Raw genomic sequence first — 20,495 nt, forward strand, 5'->3', positions numbered from 1 at the left:
AACAGGAATGCGAAGGGAGCGCAATCGCTCCCTTTGCATGGCTCTCAGTGCTTCACCTTGCCCAGGATAGCGTCGCGGATCAGGTCGAGAACCTGCTGCGAACGAATGCCCGTGCAGGCGATCTGGCTCGGCAGATTGTCCCAATCGCCCGGCGGGAAGTGGCGGCCATCCTGCTTGATGATCGTCTGGCCATCGGCAATGCCGCCACAGACCACTCGGATCGATCCTTCGATCGTGTCGAACAGTTCTGGCGCCACGACATAGACGCAGGCGCAGCTGTCGTGGACCATCATGCCGTCTTTGACGGCGTGCTTGTAGAAATCGATATAGGACTGCGACAGATCCGCCAGCAGCTGCACCGAAGGCCCGCCCGCCTTCGCCATTTCGGCGAGGTAGCTGCGGCTCATGGTCGTGATCGACGTCACGTCGAGCCCGACGACAACCACCTTCCAGGCGGCCACCATGACGAAATCGGCGGCTTCCGGGTCGCCGTGAATATTGGCTTCCGCGACTGGAGACACGTTGCCCGGCACATAGAAATTGCCGCCCATGATGACGACGCCCTTCACCAGCGAGGCGATCTCCGGATCGTGCTTGAGCGCCAGAGCCAGATTGGTCATGCGGCCGACGGCAACCAGCGTTACCTCGCCCGGATGGGCGCGGACCGTGTCGATGATGAACTGGTAGGCCGGCCGCGGATCGGCCGGCAGGTCGATCGTCTCGGGCACGTCGATGTCACCGAGACCATTGTGGCCGTGAACGACGGTCGGCCATGGCCGTTCCTGCCGTGAGGGATCGAAGGTGACGCTGGCGCCGCGCGCGACCGGGCACGGAATATTCCACTCGCGCTTCAGGAACAGCGCGTTGCGGGTCGTCATGTCTACCGAGGCATTGCCGAAAACCGTCGTAACGCCGAGAAGGTCGATATCCGGATGACGATGCAGGAAGAGAAGCGCCATGGCATCGTCGACGCCCGGATCGGTATCATAAATGACCTTATGCATGATTTTTCCTTAGCAACATATTGAATAAGCTTGATCTTCCGGAAACTTCCTCCCGTCGCGGATCGCGCTTGACCTATCGGCATACACGAGAACAGCTGGCGGTGAAATGCCGCCGAGGATTCTATGGATCATTTGTGAGATTTGCGTGGCGAATTTGGTGTTCAGCCGATCCTGGCGATCGCTGCAGTGGCAAAACTGGACTTGATCTTGGGAAGCACGAGCTCTCCATCTGGACCTGCAGCCGCCAATGCAGCAGCTTCGGCAACCCCGTGACAACCGACATGAGCGAAGACCAGTTCGGAGGGGTTCTTCAGGCGAGGCGTCTCCCGCTCCAGCGCCGCAACGTTGAAGAAGCGGGCCTGGAGACGAAAATGCGTGGCGGTCTCGAGGATCGCGGCTTCGTCCATGCGCGTATCGATCGACACGATGGCAAGAACCTGCTCACTTCCTATTCCCGCTTCCTGAAACGCTCTTTCCGCAAGCATGCGGACATCATTCCAGTCGGTGCCGCGCTCGCAGCCAAGCCCCAGAACATAGCGGCGGGTGGAATTGGCATATGTCGTCATACTCGCTCCCGACGGATGCAACCGATAGCACAGGTGTAGCCATCCGCTGCCGAGCCGTCAAATTCGCGCGGTGTGTCCCGCAGGCAATTGCCTTGGAGCGATCGAAGTGCAAGAAGGCCTCTGATTTCCCGCCTCAGAGTCCCTGCCTTGCCAGACATTACATTTCAGATCCTGCTTCTGCTCTTTGCCGCTGCCTTCTTTGCCGGATTCGTCGATTCGATCGCAGGCGGCGGCGGACTGGTCACCGTACCTGCCATGCTCTTGGCCGGCATTCCGCCACTGCAGACCCTCGGCACGAACAAGGTGCAGTCGATCTGCGGCGCGGCTTCGGCAACGATCGCCTATGCCCGGCAGGGGCATGTCAAGCTTCGCGAACAGCTGCCGATGGCCGCGATGGCTGTCATTGGCGGCATGCTCGGCGCCATGCTCGCGACCATCATGCCGAGTGAAGTTCTACGCATCGTCCTGCCCTTCCTGCTGATCGCGATCGCACTCTACTTCGCCTTGAAACCCAATCTCGGCGATGTCGAGAAGCATCGGCGCATGAGTGCCGGGCTTTTCGGCGTAACGCTTGTGCCGCTGATCGGCTTCTATGACGGCGCCTTCGGGCCTGGCACGGGCTCGTTCCTGATGCTCGCCTTCGTGACGCTCGCCGGCTTCGGCCTGTTGAAGGCGACGGCGCATACGAAGCTGCTCAATTTCGGCTCGAACCTCGGCGGCCTGATTGTCTTCATCTTTTCCGGCGCGATCCTTTGGAAAGTCGGGCTGACGATGGGGATCGGCCAGTTCCTAGGTGCCCAGGTCGGCTCGCGGCTCGCCATGCGCGTCGGCGCCAAGCTGATCAAGCCGCTGCTGGTCGTCGTCTGCATCGCCTTCGCGGTCAAGCTGCTGGCCGACCCCACCCATCCCGTAAGGATCTGGCTGGGATTGTAAGATCTGGCCTTTGATTACCTCGGACGTAATTGATAGTGCTTCGGTACGCGCCGATGATCACCCTGCCTGAACGGTTCAGGCGATCCAAAGGAGTTGATCGATGACCCATGCGAACACCATTGCAGACCGCTATATCGCCATCTGGAACGAGGCCGATACCGAGCGCCGTCGTGCGCTCATTGCCGAGACATGGACCGAAACCTGCAGCTATATCGACCCGATGATGCGCGCTGACAATCAGGAGCAGATCCACGCGCTGGTCACGGCAGCGCACGACCGCTTCCCCGGCTTCCGTTTCACGCTCATCACCGACGGCGACCGCCACGGCGACAATCTCCGCTTCTCCTGGGGCTTTGGTCCGGCCGACGCCGAGCCGCTGATCAAGGGCACGGATTTCGCCATCCTCGAAGGCGATCGGCTGAAGTCCGTACACGGCTTCATCGACCAGCTACCGGCTGCCGCATGATGAACCCGGCCCGCTCTCTCGGCGACCATCTGCGCGAATGGCGGCAGCGACGCCGCCTGAGCCAGCTCGAATTCGCCCTTGAAGCCGATATATCGCAACGACATCTGAGCTTCATCGAGAGCGGGCGGGCGCTTCCGAGCCGCGAGATGCTGATGCATCTCGCAGAACGGCTCGGCGTACCCTTGCGCGAACGCAACCCCATGCTTCTGGCGGCAGGATTTGCCCCGGTCTTTCCAGAACGCAAGCTGGACGATCCGGCGCTCGCCCCGGCACGACAGGCTATCGACCTCATCCTGAAGGGGCACGAGCCCTTCCCGGCCCTGGCAATCGACCGGCACTGGAGGCTTATCGCCGCCAATGCCGCCGTTGCACCGCTGCTTGCCGGCGTCACCGATGTTTCATTGACCACCCCACCGATCAACGTCCTGCGGCTCAGCCTGCACCCGCATGGCCTGGCGTCCCGGATCGCCAATCTCGCCGAATGGCGCGCGCATCTGCTGGAGCGGTTGCGCCAGCAAATCGCCGCAACGGGCGACCCGGTATTGATAAGGCTGCTTGAGGAATTGTCGGCCTACCCCGCGCCGGAAATACAGAAATCAGCCATTCCGGAACGGGATTTCGCCGGCATCGCCGTGCCGCTCGAACTTGTTACAGAGGCGGGACAGCTTTCCTTCCTCTCGACCACGACCGTCTTCGGAACGCCGGTCGATATCACCCTGTCGGAACTGGCGATCGAATCCTTCTTTCCCGCGAACCCGCAGACAGCGGAAGCACTGAAGGCGATGCTGCCGGGCAGTTGAGCGCCCGGCGAATGATCAGAACTCGACGCCCGGCTGGCCCTTGATGCCGGAACGGAAGGGATGCTTGATCAATTCCATTTCGGTCACGAGATCGGCGATCTCGATCAGCTCTTCCTTGGCGTTACGGCCCGTCAGGACCACATGGGTCATGTAAGGCTTCTCGCTCCTCAGGAATTCGAGCACCTCGTTGATATCGAGATAGTCATAGCGAAGCGCGATGTTGATTTCATCGAGCAGCACCATCGAGTTGCGCTCGTCGCGGATCAGCTCCTTGGCCTTTTCCCAGGCAGCAGACGCCGCCGCGACGTCGCGAGCACGATCCTGCGTTTCCCAGGTAAAACCTTCACCCATCGTATGGAACTGGCAGAGATCGGAAAAATGCTTCTCGATCAGATCGCGCTCGCCGGTCCACATGGCACCCTTGATGAACTGCACGACGGCGCTGGGCTTCCCATGGGCGATGTGGCGGAAGATCATGCCGAAAGCGGAAGAGGACTTTCCCTTGCCCTTGCCGGTATGGACGATGATCAGGCCCTTCTCATCGTTCTTCGTCGCCATGATCTTGTCGCGCGCGGCCTTCTTCTTGGCCATCTTGTCGGCATGGCGAGCGTCATCGTTCTTCGGTGCATCCGCGCTGGTTTCGGCCAATTCGTCGCTCATTGCATTCTCCCTGATATGATCGATTTTTGTGCCAGCGGCCCACCGCGCCAGAGGTAGAGCGCGACAAGCGGCTCGTCTTCCGTGCGCATGGCATGGCGGATATTCGAGGGGTGGTGGATGATCTCGCCCGACCAGCGTGGCAGGAACGGTTGTGCATCCTTGCTCCACAGCGAGCCATCGGCCAGAGGGATATAGATCTCCTCGGCCAGATGATGATGGTCCGGATAATGCACACCGGGACCAAGCAGCAGGAAGCCGCCGGCCATCTCGTCGCTTGCGAAATGCCCACGCGTGCCGAACAGCTCGACCCAGCCGTATCTCTGCAGGAAATCCGCGCCGAAATCGGTGATGCTGTAGGTCTGAGCCCAATGCAGCATGCCGGCGGCATTGCGAAGGCTGTCAAGCAAGCTCACCTCCGCTTCACCGTCCGGCCCATGCTGCTCATGAAGGTGGGTAACGACTGGCAGTTCGCGTGGCGCAAGCGACCGCTCTTCCATCGACCACTGGAAACCCTCGATGAAATGCCGCAGCACCGGATCGCTGCGCGACAGGATATAGGCGCGGAAGGCAACCAGAAGTTCGTCGATCGCACTCATGCCGCCGCCTCCTTGCCTTCTTTCAGGCTCTCCAGATCGAAGCGCGCCGAATTGCTTCTTGGTGTCCAGAGCTTGCGGTCGATCGCCTCCAGCAGACGTTCCTTTAGTTCGCGCAGCGCCGCCGGGTTTTTCTCCGCCATGAAATCGCGCACGCGTTGATCGACGACGAAGGCCCGATAGACGGCCTCGAAATGGTGGTTGCGGACCGCACCCGTCGTTGCCGCAAAAGCGAAGAGATAATCGACCGTCGCGGCGATCTCGAAGGCACCCTTGTAGCCATGGCGCATGACGCCATCGATCCATTTCGGATTGACGACGCGCCCGCGCACCACCCGGCCGATCTCTTCCTCCAGCGAACGGATGATCGGCTTTTCCGGCATCGAATGGTCGTTGTGGTAGATCGACGGGCGTGTACCGCCGAGCTGTTCGGCCGCCGCAGCCATGCCGCCCTCAAACTGATAGTAGTCGTCGCTGTCAAGCAGGTCGTGCTCACGATTGTCCTGGTTCTGGACGACCGCCTGGATCGAGCGCAACCGCTCCTCGAAGACGCCGCGCTCGGCTCTTCCCTCCTCGCCGGCGCCATAGGCATAGCTGCCCCAAACGAGATAAGCCTCAGCCAGATCCGCGCGCCGCTCCCAACCCTTCTCATCGATAAGAGCCTGCAGACCGGCACCATAGGCCCCGGGCTTTGACCCGAAGATGCGATAGCCGGCCCTGCGGCTAGCAGAGACCGCATCAAGGCCGGCTGCTTCCAACCGCGCGATCTCGCCACGCATACGAGCGGCAATGGGATTGTCGGCCGCATCCTCATCGAGCATGCCAACGGCGCGGATTGCCTTGTCGAATAAGGCAATCTGCTCGGGAAAGGCATCACGGAAGAAGCCGGAGATGCGCAGCGTGACATCGACACGCGGCCGCCGCAACATGGCCGGCGGGATGATCTCGTAGCCGGTGACACGACGCGAGGTCATGTCCCAGACCGGCTTGACGCCGATCAGCGCCAGCGCCTGGGCGACATCATCACCGCCGGTGCGCATGTTCGACGTGCCCCAGGCCGTCAGGCCAAAGGAAACGGGCCATTCGCCATGGTCCTGTACGTAACGACGGATCAGCAGTTCGGCCGATTTCCTGCCGAGCTCATAGGCGGCTGGTGTCGGCACGGCGCGGCTGTCGACCGAGTAGAAATTCCGCCCCGTCGGCAAGACATCGGGTCGGCCACGCGTCGGCGCACCGGAAGGACCCGGTGGAACGAAACGGCCGTCGAGGCCTTTGAGCAGGGCGGCAATCTCGGCATCGCCGCAAGCGAGGATGGAGGGCTGGAGCTTTGCGGCGATTTCGCCAAGGACCATGCGGGTGTTTGGCCAGTTCTCGGGGCAGGCTATGTCACCATCCACCAGTTTCGCGGCCAGGAGTTCGATGCGCTCGACGGTATCGCCCTGCGTGCGCCAGGGAGCATCCGAGATATCTTGCAGAACAGAGGGCCGCAGGCCGGTCCATTCGGCGGCCATATCGCAATCCAAAGGGTCGAATGGTTTGCGTGAAGGGATACCCCCCTCTGTCAGCCTTGCTGACATCTCCCCCACAAGGGGGGAGATTGGAGGGAGGATGCCGCCTGGATTTACTGCCTCTCCATTGACAGTATCAGCGGCTTCGCTTTGGTCGGAGGAAGCGCTGAGCCTTACCGATCTCCCCCCTTGTGGGGGAGATGTCGCGAGAGCGACAGAGGGGGGTATAGCACCCACCATGCCCTCAAACGCGTCCCGCGCAATCGCCCGCTGCAGGCTCTGATCACCGCCCTCCCCCAACCCGCGCGGCACCCGTGCCAGCGCCACCGTCAGATCCGTCAGCAGCCGTCCAGAGGGCGAAACGCCGAAAATGTGCAGGCCGTCGCGGATCTGCATTTCCTTGAGGTCGCAGAGATAGGCGTCGAGCTTGCGCAAGGCCTCGTCTTCGCCCTCACCCTTGGCGATGCCGGCATCCTGATCGAGGCCGATATCGGCGACAAGATCGAGGATCTGCTTGCGTAAAAGACGGATGCGGCGCGGATCGCCGCCCGAGGCCTCGTAATATTCGTCGACCAGCGCTTCCAGATCCTTCAGCGGACCGTAGCTTTCTGCGCGTGTCAGCGGCGGCGTCAGGTGGTCGATGATGACGGCGCTCGTTCGGCGCTTGGCCTGCGTGCCCTCGCCCGGATCGTTGACGATGAATGGATAGAGGTTCGGCAGCGGCCCGAGGATTGCTTCCGGGTAGCAGTTTACCGACAATGCCAGCGCCTTGCCCGGTAGCCATTCGAGATTGCCATGCTTGCCCATGTGGATGACCGCATGCGCATCGAAGGAGCGACGCAGGAACGCATAGAAAGCGAGGTAGCCGTGCGGCGGAACGAGATCGGGAGAGTGGTAGCTCTCCTTCGGATCGATGTTGTAGCCGCGTGCCGGCTGAATGCCGACAAGCACCTCGCCGAAGCGGGCAAACGGCAGGGCAAAACTGTCCTCTAGCACGTAAGGGTCCGCCTCCGGTTCGCCCCAGCGCGCAGTAATCTCATCCTGAATCTGTTTGGGAAGCGACGAGAAGAAATCCTTGTAGTCGCTGAAGGAAAGCCTCTCGCGGACCACGCGACCGTCATGCGCCGCATTCGTCGGACCTTCCGCCAGATGCCGCATCAGCGCATCGCCATCGGCGGGCAGATCGGCAACGCCATAGCCCACCATCCGCATGGCCTTCAGCACCTCGATGGTGCCGGCTGGCGTATCGAGCCCGACGCCATTGCCCAGGCGTCCGTCGCGGTTGGGATAATTCGCCATGACCAGCGCAACGCGGCGATCCTCGGGCGCCGTATTGCGCAGCCGCGCCCAATTGGCAGCCAGCCGCGCCGTATAGCGCATGCGATCTTCCAGCGGCTCGCTGGCGACGATATTGGCCTCGACCCTTTCGTCATAGCGGGCCGCAGCCTTGAAGGACACGGCACGGGCAAGAACACGCCCATCGACCTCGGGCAGCGCCACGTTCATACCGAGATCGCGGGCCGAAAGCCCCTGTGAGGACGCCTCCCACGCTTCTTTCGACGAAGCCGAGAAGATGGCCTGCAGAACCATGGCCTCGCCCGTCTCCAGAACCGTTGCCTGGCGATCAGCACCCGGCGCTGAAACGGCAAAGCCTGTGGCATTGACGACGACCCTGGGCTTCAACTCGGTAAAGACGCTTTCGAGAATGCCGACCGAAACGGCATCCTTGAGACTATAGGCAAAGACCGGCAGCGGCCGCATGCCCTCAGCGATGAGGGCCTCTATCATGGCTTCGACGGGTTTGGTTTCACCGCTCTGCACGAGAGCGCGATAGAAAGAAATAGCGACGGTCGGGGGTTCGAGTCCCTCCGGGACAGCCACCCCAAAATTGGAAACTCTCCTCCACTCCTCGACACCGATCACGCCCCTGCCCGGCCACCAGATGCCGGCCTTCATCAAGGGCACGGCAGGCATCGGCTTCTCGGCGCCCGAGAGCATCGCCTCGGCATAGGCGAGAAAGGCGCTGGAATTCGTCTCCCCGCCCTCGATCAGATAGGACCAGAGCGCATTGAGATCATCGAGCGCAACGTTGGAGAAGGGCGTCAGCCCGGGATCGGGTTTCGAATCCCCCGGCAGCACCGCAATCAAGGCACTCTGACGCGCGGCACAGGCGTGCAGCGCCTCCAGCGCATAATGGAAATAGCTCGCTCCTCCCAGCGCCCGTACGATGATGAGCTTTGCATGCCGCGCCGTCCTATCGATATAGGTATCGACGGACATCGGATGCTTGAGGCTCATTAGGCTTGCAAGCCGAAGCGAACGACCGCCCTCGCCATGCGCTGCGGCGATAGCCGCAAGCTCGGTATCGGCGGCTGACAAAAAGAGGATATCGGCCGGCGACTGGCCGAGGTCGATTGCCTCCTCGCCGTCACTGATCGTTCCCTTTTGAGCTAGGAGGAGATGCATATCGAACTAGGGCACGCTGCAGCATACCCCCCTCTGTCACTTCGCGACATCTCCCCCACAAGGGTGGAGATCGTTCCGCGCCATGCTTCGCCGGACTTACCTCCCAAAACCCCGGCGACTTCCAACATCGGTTGTCTTACGATGTCGCAGCCACAAGCTTCCAATCTCCCCCCTTGTAGGGGAGATGTCCCGTAAGGGACAGAGGGGGGTATCGCACGGCAAAGACACAGCATCGATCAAACCAACGCTTCGATCGCCTTGCGAACGATCGTCTCGTTCATCTCGTGCAGGCCGATCACCACAAGCCGGGTCGCGCGTGCCTCACCCGGGGTCCAAGCACGATCGAAATAGGTGTCGATGCGGCTGCCGACGGCCTGGACCTGCAAGCGCATGGGCTTGCCAGGCACATCCACGAAGCCCTTGAGGCGCAGCACGGCATGCTCCGAAATCACGCCCTTCAGCGCATCGATGAAAGCGACCGGGTCGGCAATCGGGCCAAGCTCGACGACGAAGCTGTCGAACTCGTCGTGATCGTGCGGCGTGCCGTCCTCATGCTCCAGCTCGTGGTGCGATTTGCGGTTGACGATATCATCTTCCGTGCCGATGCCGAGGCCGAGCAGGATGGCGGCCGGCACATCGCCGTTCTTTGCTTCGATGATGGTCGGCTTGCGCGCGGTGCGCGAGGCGACTTCGGCGCGGACGCGGCCGAGGCCCTCGACATCGATCAGATCGGTTTTGTTGAGTACGATCAGATCGGCGCAGGTCAGCTGATCCTCGAACAACTCTTCGATCGGGCTTTCGTGATCGAGCGAGTCGTCCTCGACGCGGCGGGCTTCGACGGCATCGTGATCGTCGGCGAAACGGCCGGCGGCAACGGCGGCACTATCGACCACCGTAATGACGCCGTCGACGGTGACGTGGGTGCGAATGTCAGGCCAGTTGAAGGCGGCGACCAGCGGCTGCGGCAGGGCGAGACCCGAGGTCTCGATGACGATGTGATCCGGGCGCGCGTCGCGCTCCAAGAGCTTCGTCATGGTCGGGATGAAATCGTCGGCGACGGTGCAGCAGATGCAGCCGTTGGTCAGCTCGATGATATCGTCCTCGGTGCAGTTCTCCGCGCCGCAGCCCTTGAGCACGTCGCCGTCGACGCCGAGATCGCCGAACTCATTGATGATCAACGCAATCTTCTTGCCGCCGGCATTCTGCAGGAGGTTGCGGATCATCGTCGTCTTGCCGGCTCCGAGAAAGCCGGTGATGACGGTGGCGGGAATCTTTTCCTGGTTCATATGCATCAACCCTTCATTTTCAGCGGCAAACCCGCTGCGATAAAATAAACTTCGGCACTTACCGCCGCGACCATCTGGTGCAACCGGCCGGCATGATCGCGGAATTCGCGTGCCATGCGATTCTCCGGCACGATTCCGAGCCCGACCTCGTTGGAGACGAGAACGAGTCGCGATCGTGCCTTCGGCAGAAATTCGGCAAGAGCGGCAAACTCGCCCGCCATGTCTCGTTCAGCCATCATCAGATTGGTGGCCCAGAGCGTCAGGCAGTCGACAAGCACCGCCCGTCCTTCGGCATCGATCGCGGCCAGCCGCTTGACGAGATCGAGCGGCTCCTCATGCGTCTGCCATAGATCGCCGCGGTCGGAACGGTGCTGGGCGATACGCTCGCGCATCTCGTCGTCCCACGCCTGGCCTGTCGCCACATAGTGACGGTCAAGACCGGTGTCCGAAATCAGGCCTTCGGCGAATCTGGATTTGCCGGAGCGCGCGCCACCGAGGACGAAAACGGCTCGGGAAGTCGAAGAAGACATGCGCTATGCCCGCTCCCGCGCAGCGGCGAGGGTCGGCAGCACGTCGCTGAAACCGGAAAACAGGCGTCTACACGCCGAAAACTCGTCTTGTGCCATGACAACCTCCGTGCTGGCAGCGGAACTCACGTCCCAGAACAGGCTCTGCGCCCGGCACGCATGGCAGGTCTCCTGGCTCGCGGATAAGGCGCCGCGACGGGGGCGGACCGAAACCGGTCGCCCCCGATCGTGCGCCAGCGGGTCTTTCTCGCCTTCCCGGCAATACATCATGAAAAGGCGGACGATTCGTAGAATGAGAGGCGTCCAGCCCCGGTTGATCATGATGCCACGCCAGTGGCTTTTTCGACTTGAGCCTGCCCCGCCCCGTGCGCCCCATGCGAACGATCGACAGGAATAGGCTTCAAACCGAACGAAAGACCCTGACCGCTCTACAGTCGCGGGGTCGGCTGTGATGAGAACGCCCGGATTGGGTCCGTCCCGTTACATTCCCTTTTCATCCCATGCGGCAGATCGCCGCTCAGGAACCATTCGTTATGCCGGCAATGATTAGGCTTTCACTTACGTCAAGTCAATCAAGGGCATGGATGCGACGTCGGCCGTCCTGATTGCGAAATCGGCGAAAAATTCCCTCAAAACCAACGGCTTTTTTGCCGTAATTCTTTGATGTTAGGAGTTTATAGAGGGTCAGCCCTCACATTCTAGCAAAAAACGTATCGTTCGCTTCCAATGTTGCAGAAATTCCAACCGCGACGCCTCGGCGTCTTCTCGGCTCTATTCGATCTCGGTCGGTTCAGGGCATTGCTGCGTCGTGGCGAATTGGGACTGGTTTTCGCCGGTGCGCTGGTGGGAGTAGCCTCCGGTTGCGCCGTGACGGCGATGAGCTACATCTCGCGCAAGCTTCACAGCGTCATCTACGGCATAACCGACTACGAGCGCCTGAGTTCGGCGGCGATGGCTATTCCCGACAAATCGGTGCTGCTGATCGCGCCGATCGCGGGCGGGATGATCCTCGGCATCCTGCTCTATGTATTGTCGCGTACACGCAAGAAGCCGATGGTCGACCCGATCGAAGCCAATGCGCTGCATGGCGGCCGCATGTCGCTCACCGACAGTATCATCGTCGCGGTGCAGAACCTGATCTCGAACGGATTCGGCGCCTCGGTCGGGCTCGAGGCCGGCTACACACAGATCGCCGCCGGCATCGCCTCGAAATTCGGCTACAAGATGCAGATGCGCCGCGCGGATCTACGCATGCTCGTCGGCTGCGGCGCCGCCGGCGCCATTGCCGCCGCCTTCAACGCACCGCTCACCGGCGCCTTCTACGCCTTCGAGCTGATCATCGGCAGCTATTCGATCCTGACCCTGACCCCGGTTGTCGTCTCGGCACTGATATCGACTGTCATCGCAAGATTGCTGGCCGGCGACGACTTCGCCATCGATATCGATCATTTTGGCGCGATCGTCCCGGCGGACTATCTTCCCGCCGTCCTCCTCGGCGCCTTCTGCGCCGGTATCGGCATCCTGATCATGCAGGGCGTCGCCTGGGTCGAGGAGCTGGCGCGCAAAAGCTCCATCGCGCCTCCCTTCCGCCCCGCGCTTGGCGGCCTCGTCGTCGGAATACTGGCGCTGATCTCGCCGCAGGTCCTGTCGGCTGGTCATGGCGCCCTGCATCTCAACCTGTCGACAGACGTAACGCTTGGGGCGTTGGTCGGCCTGTTCCTGCTCAAATCGCTTGCGTCTGCAGTGTCGATCGGCTCTGGCTTCAGAGGCGGCCTGTTCTTCGCTTCGCTGTTCATGGGTGCGCTGCTCGGCAAGATTTTCGCCTATTGCGCCCCTTATTTCGATCACGCCACGCTGACGCCGGTCGTCTACGCGGTGGTCGGCATGAGCTCGCTTGCCGTCGCGATCATCGGCGGCCCGCTGACGATGACGTTCCTGGCACTTGAGATCACCGGTGACTTTCCGATCACCGCTCTGGTGCTGGCGGCCGTCATTACCTCGTCGCTCGTGGTACGCACCACCTTCGGCTACTCCTTCGCCACATGGCGCTTCCATCTGCGGGGCGAAAGCATCCGCAGCGCCCACGATGTCGGCTGGATTCGCAACCTGACCGTCGCCCGCATGATGCGCCCCGACGTGCATACGGGCAGCATCGACATGAGCATCGAGGAGTTCCGCAAGAATTTTCCGATCGGCTCGGCTCAGCGCGTCATCCTCATCGACAAGAACGAGAAATATTCGGGAATGGTTCTCGTACCCGATATCTATGCAAGCCCGATCGAAAAGGACGACGAGGAGCACGGTCTTTCCGATTTCATCCGGTTGCGCAACGAATTCCTGCAGCCGCAGATGAACGCCAAACAGGCAGCCGCGATGTTCGACCAGACCAAGAGCGAAGCGCTCGTCGTGGTCAACGATCTGATCGAACGCAAGGTGATCGGCCTGTTGACGGAGAGCTATACGCTGCGCCGCTACAGCGAAGAACTCGACCGCCGCCGCCGGGAAGTGTCGGGCGAACTCTAGAGCATTTCCAGAAAAAGTGCGCAGCGGTTTTCCGTCCGGAATGCGTAAAGAAACAAGAGGATAGAGCGTTTTCGCGATTCGAAGAAAAGCGGAAATGCTCTAGCTCACAAGACTGTCGAGCCAGGCTGGATCGAGCGCACTTTCCAGTTCCCCGGCGATTTCATCCAGCGCCGCATCGACGCCGGCACGATAATCCATCCGCTCCCCGGCAAGGCCAAAGCTTGCCAACAGCCTTGCCCGATAGGCATCGCTGCCGAAGAGGCCGTGCAGATACGTGCCCATGACGCGTCCATCAGGCGATACGGCCCCATCGGGCCGGCCGTCGATGACAGTCGAGGGTCGTTCGCAGTCGGCGCCTCGCGTCACGCCGAGATGGATTTCATAACCCGATAGCGGCACGTCATATTCTTTCGAGACCGCAAGGCTGTTGCGCACCGTCTTTTCAGGCGCCATCTCCGTCTCGATATCCAGAAGACCCAATCCCGGCGTCTCGGTCACCGATCCTTCGATACCGAGCGGGTCATAGACCGTATGACCCAGCATCTGATAGCCGCCGCAAATACCGATGACACGGCCGCCGCGACGCACATGCGCGGCAATATCGCGATCCCATCCCTGCTCGCGCAGATCGAGGAGGTCACCGATGGTTGACTTCGATCCCGGCAGAACCACAAGCCCCGCATCATCAGGCAGCCGCTGGCCGGGACGGACGAAGACGAGATCGACGTCGGGCTCGGCCCGCAGCGGATCGAGATCGTCGAAATTGGCGATGCGCGATAGTACGGGCACGGCAACCTTCAACGCGCCGGACGAGCCGCGGGCAAGCCGCTCCAACACGACGGAATCCTCGGCGGGCAGGCGAGCCGCCGCTTTCAGCCACGGCACGACGCCATGGCATTGCCAGCCGGTGAAGCCGCCAATCGCCTCTATGCCCTCGCCGAACAGCGAGACATCGCCGCGAAACTTATTGATGATGTAGCCGCGGATCATGCGCCGGTCTTCTTCCGGCAGAATATGGTAGGTGCCGACCAGCGACGCGATCACGCCGCCGCGGTCTATGTCGCCGACCAACACTACGGGAACGTTGGCGCGTGTCGCAAAGCCCATGTTGGCGATGTCGCCTCGCCGCAGATTGATCTCAGCCGGTGAACCTGCCCCTTCGACGATGACGAGATCTGTTCCTGCGCGCATCGTCGCGAAGCTTTCAAGCACCGAGCCAAGCAATTGCGGCTTCAGCGCCTGATAGTCCCTGCCCTTCGCATGGCCCCAGACCTTGCCCTGCACGATGATCTGGCTGCCCGTTTCCGATTGCGGCTTCAACAGCACCGGATTCATGTGCACGGATGACGGAACGCGTGCTGCCAGCGACTGCAGCCATTGGGCACGGCCGATTTCGCCACCGTCCTCGGCAACGGCTGCATTGTTGGACATGTTCTGCGGCTTGAACGGGCGTACCCTCACGCCCCTGTTTGCGAAGAGCCGGCACAGCCCCGCGACCAATACCGTTTTTCCGACATCGGAGCCGGTTCCCTGCAGCATGATCGCTCTTGTCATTCCTCACCACCTCGATATGCCACAGCCACTGAAAACGCTCGATTCCGCCACGATTCCGCCGTGATCTTCAACTGCCGGAAACAGCGACCGCGATACAAAAATGCATCACATTCAAACATGCTCCATTTGCGACATCGGATGACGATTTCATCCATTGTTAGTGACGCGGAAGAAGATTATCTCCACCGCGAAAACACACAACGAAACCGGCCGGCCCGGGTCGGAGGATACCCCAATGCTCTTCATCTTCAACAGACAGAATTCCATTCAGATCGCCTGGAACGGCAAGCTTCCGGCTCACCGCCCGGAAAGCCGCCTGCAGCAGCTTGATACGCGCTTCGGCACGGTCGGCTTCATCCGCACCTATAATGTCGGCTGATATCTCGTCAAGTTGACATCCAGACAGATGAGAAGCCGCCATGCGACAGCATCGGCGGCTTTATTTTTCATCGCTATCCAGCTGAGAAATGAGTGCTGCCGCTTCCCGCAGGCGACAAGCCGTCTCAAAACGGTACCCTCTAAAGCGCGAAAACCGCGCGATCCGGAGATCGACGCGGTTTGCCAAAAACGCCGGCTTCCCTGCACATACACCACAAGGTTCGCTTTCCCCGGTACGCAAAACCTGATCCAGGGAAGCAGCGGTATGTCCCCCGCCACGCATCGATTGATAAACCGACATCGTTACCGGAGGGTTATTAAGTGCTTAAATTAGAGTGAATCCGAAAATTTTTTGAAAATTTTCCCCTTTGCGTTGAGAAATCGCAAAGGACGCAAATGGGATACAAAACGTCTTTCAGGGACGCGATATTTGAGCGGTATTTAAGTCCGGCTCGACATCAAAGCTTTGCAGAAGCCTCGCAATGCCCATTTTACAGCTATGAATAGCAGAAAACGGGCTAATTCAGGCGCTTAATTAAGCTTCTCCAAGAGGCACGATAACTTCAATTGGCCGACGGGCTGTTGATTTATTCATTCAAATCCTTACGCTGCCCTACGTCGATGCAAAGAATGCTCGGCCGCGACAGGGTTCCGCGGTCGCAAAAAGACCAAATGCACGACAGCAGCAAAGGGGACCGTACGGGCGTCGTCAGCGGCGTATGAACGGTTGCAATTAGACCGCGCTGACAGGGGATCGACAGAAATCGCAAGCGTTTGGAGTCGATTTCCGCAACGTAACGAAAAATTGGGAGACGATATCAAATGAAGAAGCTTCTCGCTTCAGCCATCTTCGCATTTGGCGCCTATGCTTTGGCTGGTTCGGCGCACGCCGCTGATTGCGGCAGCGTATCTATCGCTGAAATGAACTGGGCATCGGCAGGCGTTGCCGCCCAGGTCGATAAGTTTATCCTTCAAAATGGCTACGGCTGCAACGTCACCCTGGTGACCGGCGACACCCAGCCGACCTTTACGTCCATGGACGAAAAGGGCGAACCGGATGTCGCTCCGGAACTCTGGGTCAATGCCGTGCGCACCGCGCTCGACAAGGCCGTGTCCGAAGGCCGCCTGATCGAGGCAGCACCGCTGCTCAGCGACGGCGGCGTGGAAGGCTGGTGGATTCCGAAGTTCCTTGCCGACGCCCATCCCGACATCAAGACCGTTCAGGACGCGCTGAAGCATCCCGAACTCTTCCCTGCTCCGGAAGATCCGTCGAAGGGCGCCGTCTATGACTGCCCGGCAGGCTGGAACTGCCAGATCTCCACGACCAACCTCTACAAGGCCCTTGGCGCCGAGAAGCTCGGCTTCACGCTGGTCGACACCGGTTCGGCTGCAGGTCTCGACGGCTCGATCGCCAACGCCTTCGAAAAGAAAACCGGCTGGCTCGGCTACTATTGGGCTCCGACCGCCATCCTCGGCAAGTACGACATGGTGCGCCTGAGCTTCAACGTACCGCACGACAAGAAGGAATGGGACGCCTGCACCTCGCAGCAGGATTGCGCCAGTCCGAAGGTCAATTCCTATCCGGTTTCGGACGTCTATACCGTTGTGACCAAGGGCTTCGCATCGAAGGCCGGCGTTGCAATGGATTACGTCAAGACCCGCAAATGGGATAACGCCACCGTCGGCAAGGTTCTGGCCTGGATGACGGACAATCAGGGCACGAACGAGGATGGCGCCAAGTACTTCCTCAAGACCTACCCCGATATGTGGACCAAGTGGGTTGCTCCGGACGTTGCCACCAAGGTCAAGGCTTCGCTCTAATCGATGCTGAGAAATCGGCGGCGGGCTTTTGCCTGCCGCCGATTCCGCATTAACCCGCCGCAACCAGGATGACGCTCATACCGACAGAGCGACATGGCGCGAGGTCGCAACGAGTGCAGATTGACGGCAGGGAATGTAGTAAGAATTCAAGGGCAGCCTGAAGAACCGGTCGCAGCGCTGCAAAACCATCCGCATGTGAAGGCCACACGGGCGGAACGGGACAGAACCGGAATAAGAAGGGGAAATACATGGCTATCCAGTGTACGATCCTGCCGAATGTGCTCTGCAACTTTCCGGCAATAGATGAATCGATCATACGTCTCGCACGCAAGAATATCGATGACGGTTTCAGGGCGTCCGTGCGCGCCTACGGCAACCTCATCGATGCCATCGTGCAGCCGCTGCAATGGTTTCTGAACTATCTTGAATGGGCGTTCACCAATACGCCCTGGTTCATCGTGCTGATCGTGATGATGCTCGTCGTCTATGCCGCGAGCCGCAATCTCAAGATTGTCGTCGGCACGGCGATCTCTATGATCCTCATCGGCGTCTTCGGCCTCTGGACCGACACAATGACAACGCTCGCCATGGTCACGGTCTGTACGCTCATTGCCATCATCATCGGGCTGCCGATCGGCATATTGATGGCCCGCTCAGACCGGCTGCAATCGATCGTCAATCCGATCCTCGACGTCATGCAGACGATGCCGAGCTTCGTCTATCTCATTCCAGTCGTCGTCATCTTCGGTATCGGCAAGGTGCCGGGCCTCATCGCGGTCGTCATCTATGCCGTGCCGCCGATGATCCGCCTGACCAATCTCGGCATCCGTCTGGTGGACAAGGAGGTGCTGGAAGCCGCCGACGCCTTCGGGTCGTCGCATCGCCAGAAGCTGTTCAACGTGCAGATTCCGCTCGCGCTGCCAACCATCATGGCCGGCATAAACCAGACCATCATGATGTCGCTCGCCATGGTCGTCGTTGCCTCCATGGTCGGCGTCGGCGGGCTCGGCAAGAACACGCTGCAGGCGATCAACAACCAGTTCTTCACCGTCGGCTTCCTCAACGGTTTTGCGCTGGTCGCCATCGCCATCATTTTCGACCGTACGAGCCAAGCCTATGGCAGACGGCTCCAGAAGCACTCGGAGGTCATTCATGGCTAGTCACGCGATCCAGATCAAAAGCCTCTACAAAATCTTCGGTCCGCGTGGGCGTGACTTTGTCGATATGGTCAAGAATGGCACCAGCAAGACCGAACTCAACGAGACACACGGTCACGTGCTCGGCCTGCAAGACATCAATATAGATATGCCAGCCGGCGCCATCACCGTCGTCATGGGCCTCTCGGGCTCCGGCAAGTCGACGCTGATCCGCCATATCAACAGGCTCATCGAGCCGACCGCCGGCGAAGTACTCTACGACGGCACCGACGTCTGCAAGATGAACGAAAATGCCCTGCGCGAATTCCGTCGTCACAAGACGGCGATGGTGTTCCAGAAATTTGCCCTGCTCCCGCACCGCACCGTCATCGAGAACACGATCTACGGCCTGGATATCCAAGGCGTGCCGCGCTCCGAAAGCGGCAAGAAGGGCCAGTACTGGATCGAGCGCGTCGGGCTCAAGGGCTTCGAAAGGCATTACCCCAACCAGCTTTCAGGCGGCATGCAGCAGCGTGTCGGTCTTGCCCGCGCGTTGACGAACGATGCCGATATCCTGCTGATGGACGAGGCCTATTCGGCGCTCGATCCCTTGATCCGCGTGGACATGCAAACCGTCCTGCTCGATCTGCAGAAGGAACTGAAGAAGACCGTCGTCTTCATTACTCACGATCTCGATGAGGCATTGCGCCTCGGCGACAAGATCGCGATCCTGCGCGACGGCAAGGTCGTGCAGCAGGGTACGGGCCAGGAGATCGTGCTGCAGCCGGCCGACGATTACATCACCGCCTTCGTCAAGGAAGTGAACCGCGGCCGCGTCATCCATGCCCAGACGATCATGAAGCCGCTTACCGGCGAGCCGAGCGGCACGCGCATACCCGGCGACGTGACGCTGGAGGTTGCAGCCAAGCAGATCACCGAGGCTGGCCAGACGGGAGCTGTCGTCACCGACGCCGGCGGCAAGCCTATCGGCATCATCGACCTGCAAAGCATCATCGCCGCTATGGTGACGCCGACAACACACGAGACAGCGCAGATGGCCGCGGCCTGAAGGCATCCTCATCCGAAACGGGAAAGCGCCCTCATCGGGCGCTTTTTTCTTCGCTTATCGGCGCGCTTATTTATGAGCAGCCATCTTGTCGTTGTATTCACATAAAGAAATGTTTATATCTGCATTTGATATCCGAACACCCGACGTATCCGAGGACACGCCATGACCGTCGCCATCAATCCCCTGACCGATCTCCTTGCCGAAAGGGGCGTACTGCTTGCCGATGGCGCGACGGGCACCAACCTTTTCGCCATGGGCCTGGAAGCCGGTGAAGCGCCCGAGCTCTGGAACGAACAGCATCCGGACAGGATCACGAAGCTGCACCAGGATTTCGTCGATGCCGGCGCCGACATCATCCTCACCAACACCTTCGGCGGCACCCGTCATCGCCTGAAGCTTCATCATGCGCAGGATCGCGTACACAGCCTCAACAAGGTGGCAGCCGAGATCGCCCGCGCCGTCGCCGACAAGGCCGACCGCAAGGTCATCGTCGGGGGTTCGGTAGGCCCGACGGGTGAGTTGCTGATGCCGCTCGGCGCCTTGACCTATGAAGATGCCGTCGCAGCCTTCGTCGAGCAGATGGAAGGTCTTCAGGCCGGTGGCGCCGATGTCGCATGGATCGAAACCATGTCTTCGCCGGAAGAAATCCGCGCCGCAGCCGAAGCTGCCGCCAAGGTCGGCCTGCCCTACACCTATACCGGCTCGTTCGACACCGCCGGCAAGACCATGATGGGTCTGCACCCGAAGGATATTCACGCCGTCGCGACCGATATCGGCGCAGGTCCCCTCGCCGTCGGCGCCAATTGCGGCGTCGGCGCTTCCGACATCCTGTCGAGCCTCCTCGACATGACCGAGGCCGACCCGGCCGCGATCGTTGTCGTAAAGGGCAATTGCGGCATTCCCGAATATCGCGGCGCCGAGATCCACTACTCCGGCACGCCACCCCTGATGGCCGACTATGCGCGCCTTGCACGCGATGCTGGCGCCAAGATCATCGGCGGCTGCTGCGGCACGTCCTGCGACCATCTGGCCGCCATGCGGCAGGCGCTGGACAGCTACGTCCCCGGCCCTCGCCCGACGCTGGAAATGATCATCGAGCGGATCGGTCCGCTGCGCAACAAGACCGCCAACGAAGGTGGTGCCGCACCCGTACGCGAGCGCCGCAGACGGTCGTAACGAACCGGGGGAAAGTCCGGCAACCGGGC

At 60.7% G+C, this 20,495-nt stretch carries 17 protein-coding genes and 1 riboswitch; of the genes, 9 read left to right on the forward strand and 8 right to left on the reverse strand.

Going from position 1 to position 20,495, the window contains the following annotated elements; genetic code table 11:
• Positions 1-44 precede the first annotated feature (44 nt).
• Positions 45-1,004, reverse strand: a complete 960-nt coding sequence (locus ACIQWP_RS11820; protein ID WP_402786769.1) for a nucleoside hydrolase — start codon at positions 1,002-1,004, stop codon at positions 45-47.
• A 161-nt stretch (positions 1,005-1,165) separates the two neighbouring features.
• Positions 1,166-1,570: a cobalamin biosynthesis protein gene (locus ACIQWP_RS11825; protein WP_402786772.1), complete on the reverse strand. Its 405-nt coding sequence runs from the start codon at positions 1,568-1,570 to the stop codon at positions 1,166-1,168.
• Positions 1,571-1,717: 147 nt separating this feature from the next.
• Between ACIQWP_RS11825 and ACIQWP_RS11830 the strand changes: the two genes are divergently transcribed.
• The 3 genes from ACIQWP_RS11830 to ACIQWP_RS11840 all read left to right on the forward strand — a co-directional run bounded on the left by ACIQWP_RS11830 (position 1,718) and on the right by ACIQWP_RS11840 (position 3,769).
• Entirely contained in the window at positions 1,718-2,503 is a 786-nt protein-coding gene (locus ACIQWP_RS11830; protein ID WP_402786775.1) for a TSUP family transporter, read from the forward strand.
• A gap of 100 nt (positions 2,504-2,603) precedes the next feature.
• A complete protein-coding gene (locus tag ACIQWP_RS11835; RefSeq protein WP_402786778.1) occupies positions 2,604-2,969 on the forward strand; it encodes a nuclear transport factor 2 family protein in 366 nt (121 codons plus the stop codon).
• Positions 2,966-3,769 (forward strand): helix-turn-helix domain-containing protein, encoded by an 804-nt coding sequence (locus ACIQWP_RS11840; RefSeq protein WP_402786781.1) that lies wholly within the window; start codon positions 2,966-2,968, stop codon positions 3,767-3,769. Before ACIQWP_RS11835 ends, ACIQWP_RS11840 begins: the two co-directional genes overlap by 4 nt.
• Positions 3,770-3,784: 15 nt before the next feature.
• On the opposite strand, the gene cobO is transcribed toward ACIQWP_RS11840, so the two are convergent.
• The 5 genes from cobO to cobU form a co-directional block, all read right to left on the reverse strand.
• Positions 3,785-4,429 carry a cob(I)yrinic acid a,c-diamide adenosyltransferase gene (cobO, locus tag ACIQWP_RS11845; protein ID WP_402786784.1) on the reverse strand — a complete coding sequence of 215 codons (645 nt, stop codon included), beginning with the start codon at positions 4,427-4,429 and terminating at the stop codon, positions 3,785-3,787.
• Positions 4,426-5,025, reverse strand: a complete 600-nt coding sequence (locus ACIQWP_RS11850) for a dimethylsulfonioproprionate lyase family protein (RefSeq protein WP_402786787.1) — start codon at positions 5,023-5,025, stop codon at positions 4,426-4,428. Before ACIQWP_RS11850 ends, cobO begins: the two co-directional genes overlap by 4 nt.
• A complete protein-coding gene (cobN, locus tag ACIQWP_RS11855) occupies positions 5,022-8,996 on the reverse strand; it encodes a cobaltochelatase subunit CobN (RefSeq protein ID WP_402786790.1) in 3,975 nt (1,324 codons plus the stop codon). Before cobN ends, ACIQWP_RS11850 begins: the two co-directional genes overlap by 4 nt.
• A gap of 236 nt (positions 8,997-9,232) precedes the next feature.
• Positions 9,233-10,282: a cobalamin biosynthesis protein CobW gene (gene cobW / locus ACIQWP_RS11860; protein WP_402786793.1), complete on the reverse strand. Its 1,050-nt coding sequence runs from the start codon at positions 10,280-10,282 to the stop codon at positions 9,233-9,235.
• 5 nt (positions 10,283-10,287) lie between these two features.
• Positions 10,288-10,812 carry a bifunctional adenosylcobinamide kinase/adenosylcobinamide-phosphate guanylyltransferase gene (cobU, locus tag ACIQWP_RS11865; protein WP_402786796.1) on the reverse strand — a complete coding sequence of 175 codons (525 nt, stop codon included), beginning with the start codon at positions 10,810-10,812 and terminating at the stop codon, positions 10,288-10,290.
• A 140-nt stretch (positions 10,813-10,952) separates the two neighbouring features.
• Positions 10,953-11,353, reverse strand: a riboswitch (cobalamin riboswitch).
• 182 nt (positions 11,354-11,535) lie between these two features.
• On the opposite strand from cobU, the gene ACIQWP_RS11870 reads away from it, so the two are divergent.
• Positions 11,536-13,332, forward strand: coding sequence for a chloride channel protein (locus tag ACIQWP_RS11870; RefSeq protein ID WP_402786799.1), 1,797 nt, complete (start codon positions 11,536-11,538; stop codon positions 13,330-13,332).
• 99 nt (positions 13,333-13,431) lie between these two features.
• Here the strand turns inward: ACIQWP_RS11870 and ACIQWP_RS11875 are convergent, their stop codons facing one another.
• Entirely contained in the window at positions 13,432-14,886 is a 1,455-nt protein-coding gene (locus ACIQWP_RS11875) for a cobyric acid synthase (protein ID WP_402786802.1), read from the reverse strand.
• A gap of 235 nt (positions 14,887-15,121) precedes the next feature.
• On the opposite strand from ACIQWP_RS11875, the gene ACIQWP_RS11880 reads away from it, so the two are divergent.
• The 5 genes from ACIQWP_RS11880 (at position 15,122) to bmt (ending at position 20,466) form a co-directional block, all read left to right on the forward strand.
• Positions 15,122-15,265 carry a hypothetical protein gene (locus tag ACIQWP_RS11880; protein ID WP_015340209.1) on the forward strand — a complete coding sequence of 48 codons (144 nt, stop codon included), beginning with the start codon at positions 15,122-15,124 and terminating at the stop codon, positions 15,263-15,265.
• A gap of 821 nt (positions 15,266-16,086) precedes the next feature.
• The gene (locus ACIQWP_RS11885; protein ID WP_402786807.1) at positions 16,087-17,085 is read left to right on the forward strand and encodes an ABC transporter substrate-binding protein; all 999 of its coding nucleotides are present in this window, start codon (positions 16,087-16,089) and stop codon (positions 17,083-17,085) included.
• A gap of 248 nt (positions 17,086-17,333) precedes the next feature.
• Positions 17,334-18,245 (forward strand): ABC transporter permease, encoded by a 912-nt coding sequence (locus ACIQWP_RS11890; RefSeq protein ID WP_402786810.1) that lies wholly within the window; start codon positions 17,334-17,336, stop codon positions 18,243-18,245.
• A complete protein-coding gene (locus tag ACIQWP_RS11895) occupies positions 18,238-19,290 on the forward strand; it encodes a glycine betaine/L-proline ABC transporter ATP-binding protein (protein ID WP_402786813.1) in 1,053 nt (350 codons plus the stop codon). The genes ACIQWP_RS11890 and ACIQWP_RS11895 overlap by 8 nt, the downstream gene beginning before the upstream one ends.
• Before the next feature lie 162 nt (positions 19,291-19,452).
• Positions 19,453-20,466, forward strand: a complete 1,014-nt coding sequence (gene bmt / locus ACIQWP_RS11900; RefSeq protein WP_402786816.1) for a betaine--homocysteine S-methyltransferase — start codon at positions 19,453-19,455, stop codon at positions 20,464-20,466.
• The last annotated feature ends 29 nt before the right edge of the window (positions 20,467-20,495 follow it).

The sequence above is a fragment of the Rhizobium sp. NPDC090279 genome, assembly GCF_044769665.1.
In the GTDB taxonomy this organism is placed as follows: domain Bacteria; phylum Pseudomonadota; class Alphaproteobacteria; order Rhizobiales; family Rhizobiaceae; genus Rhizobium.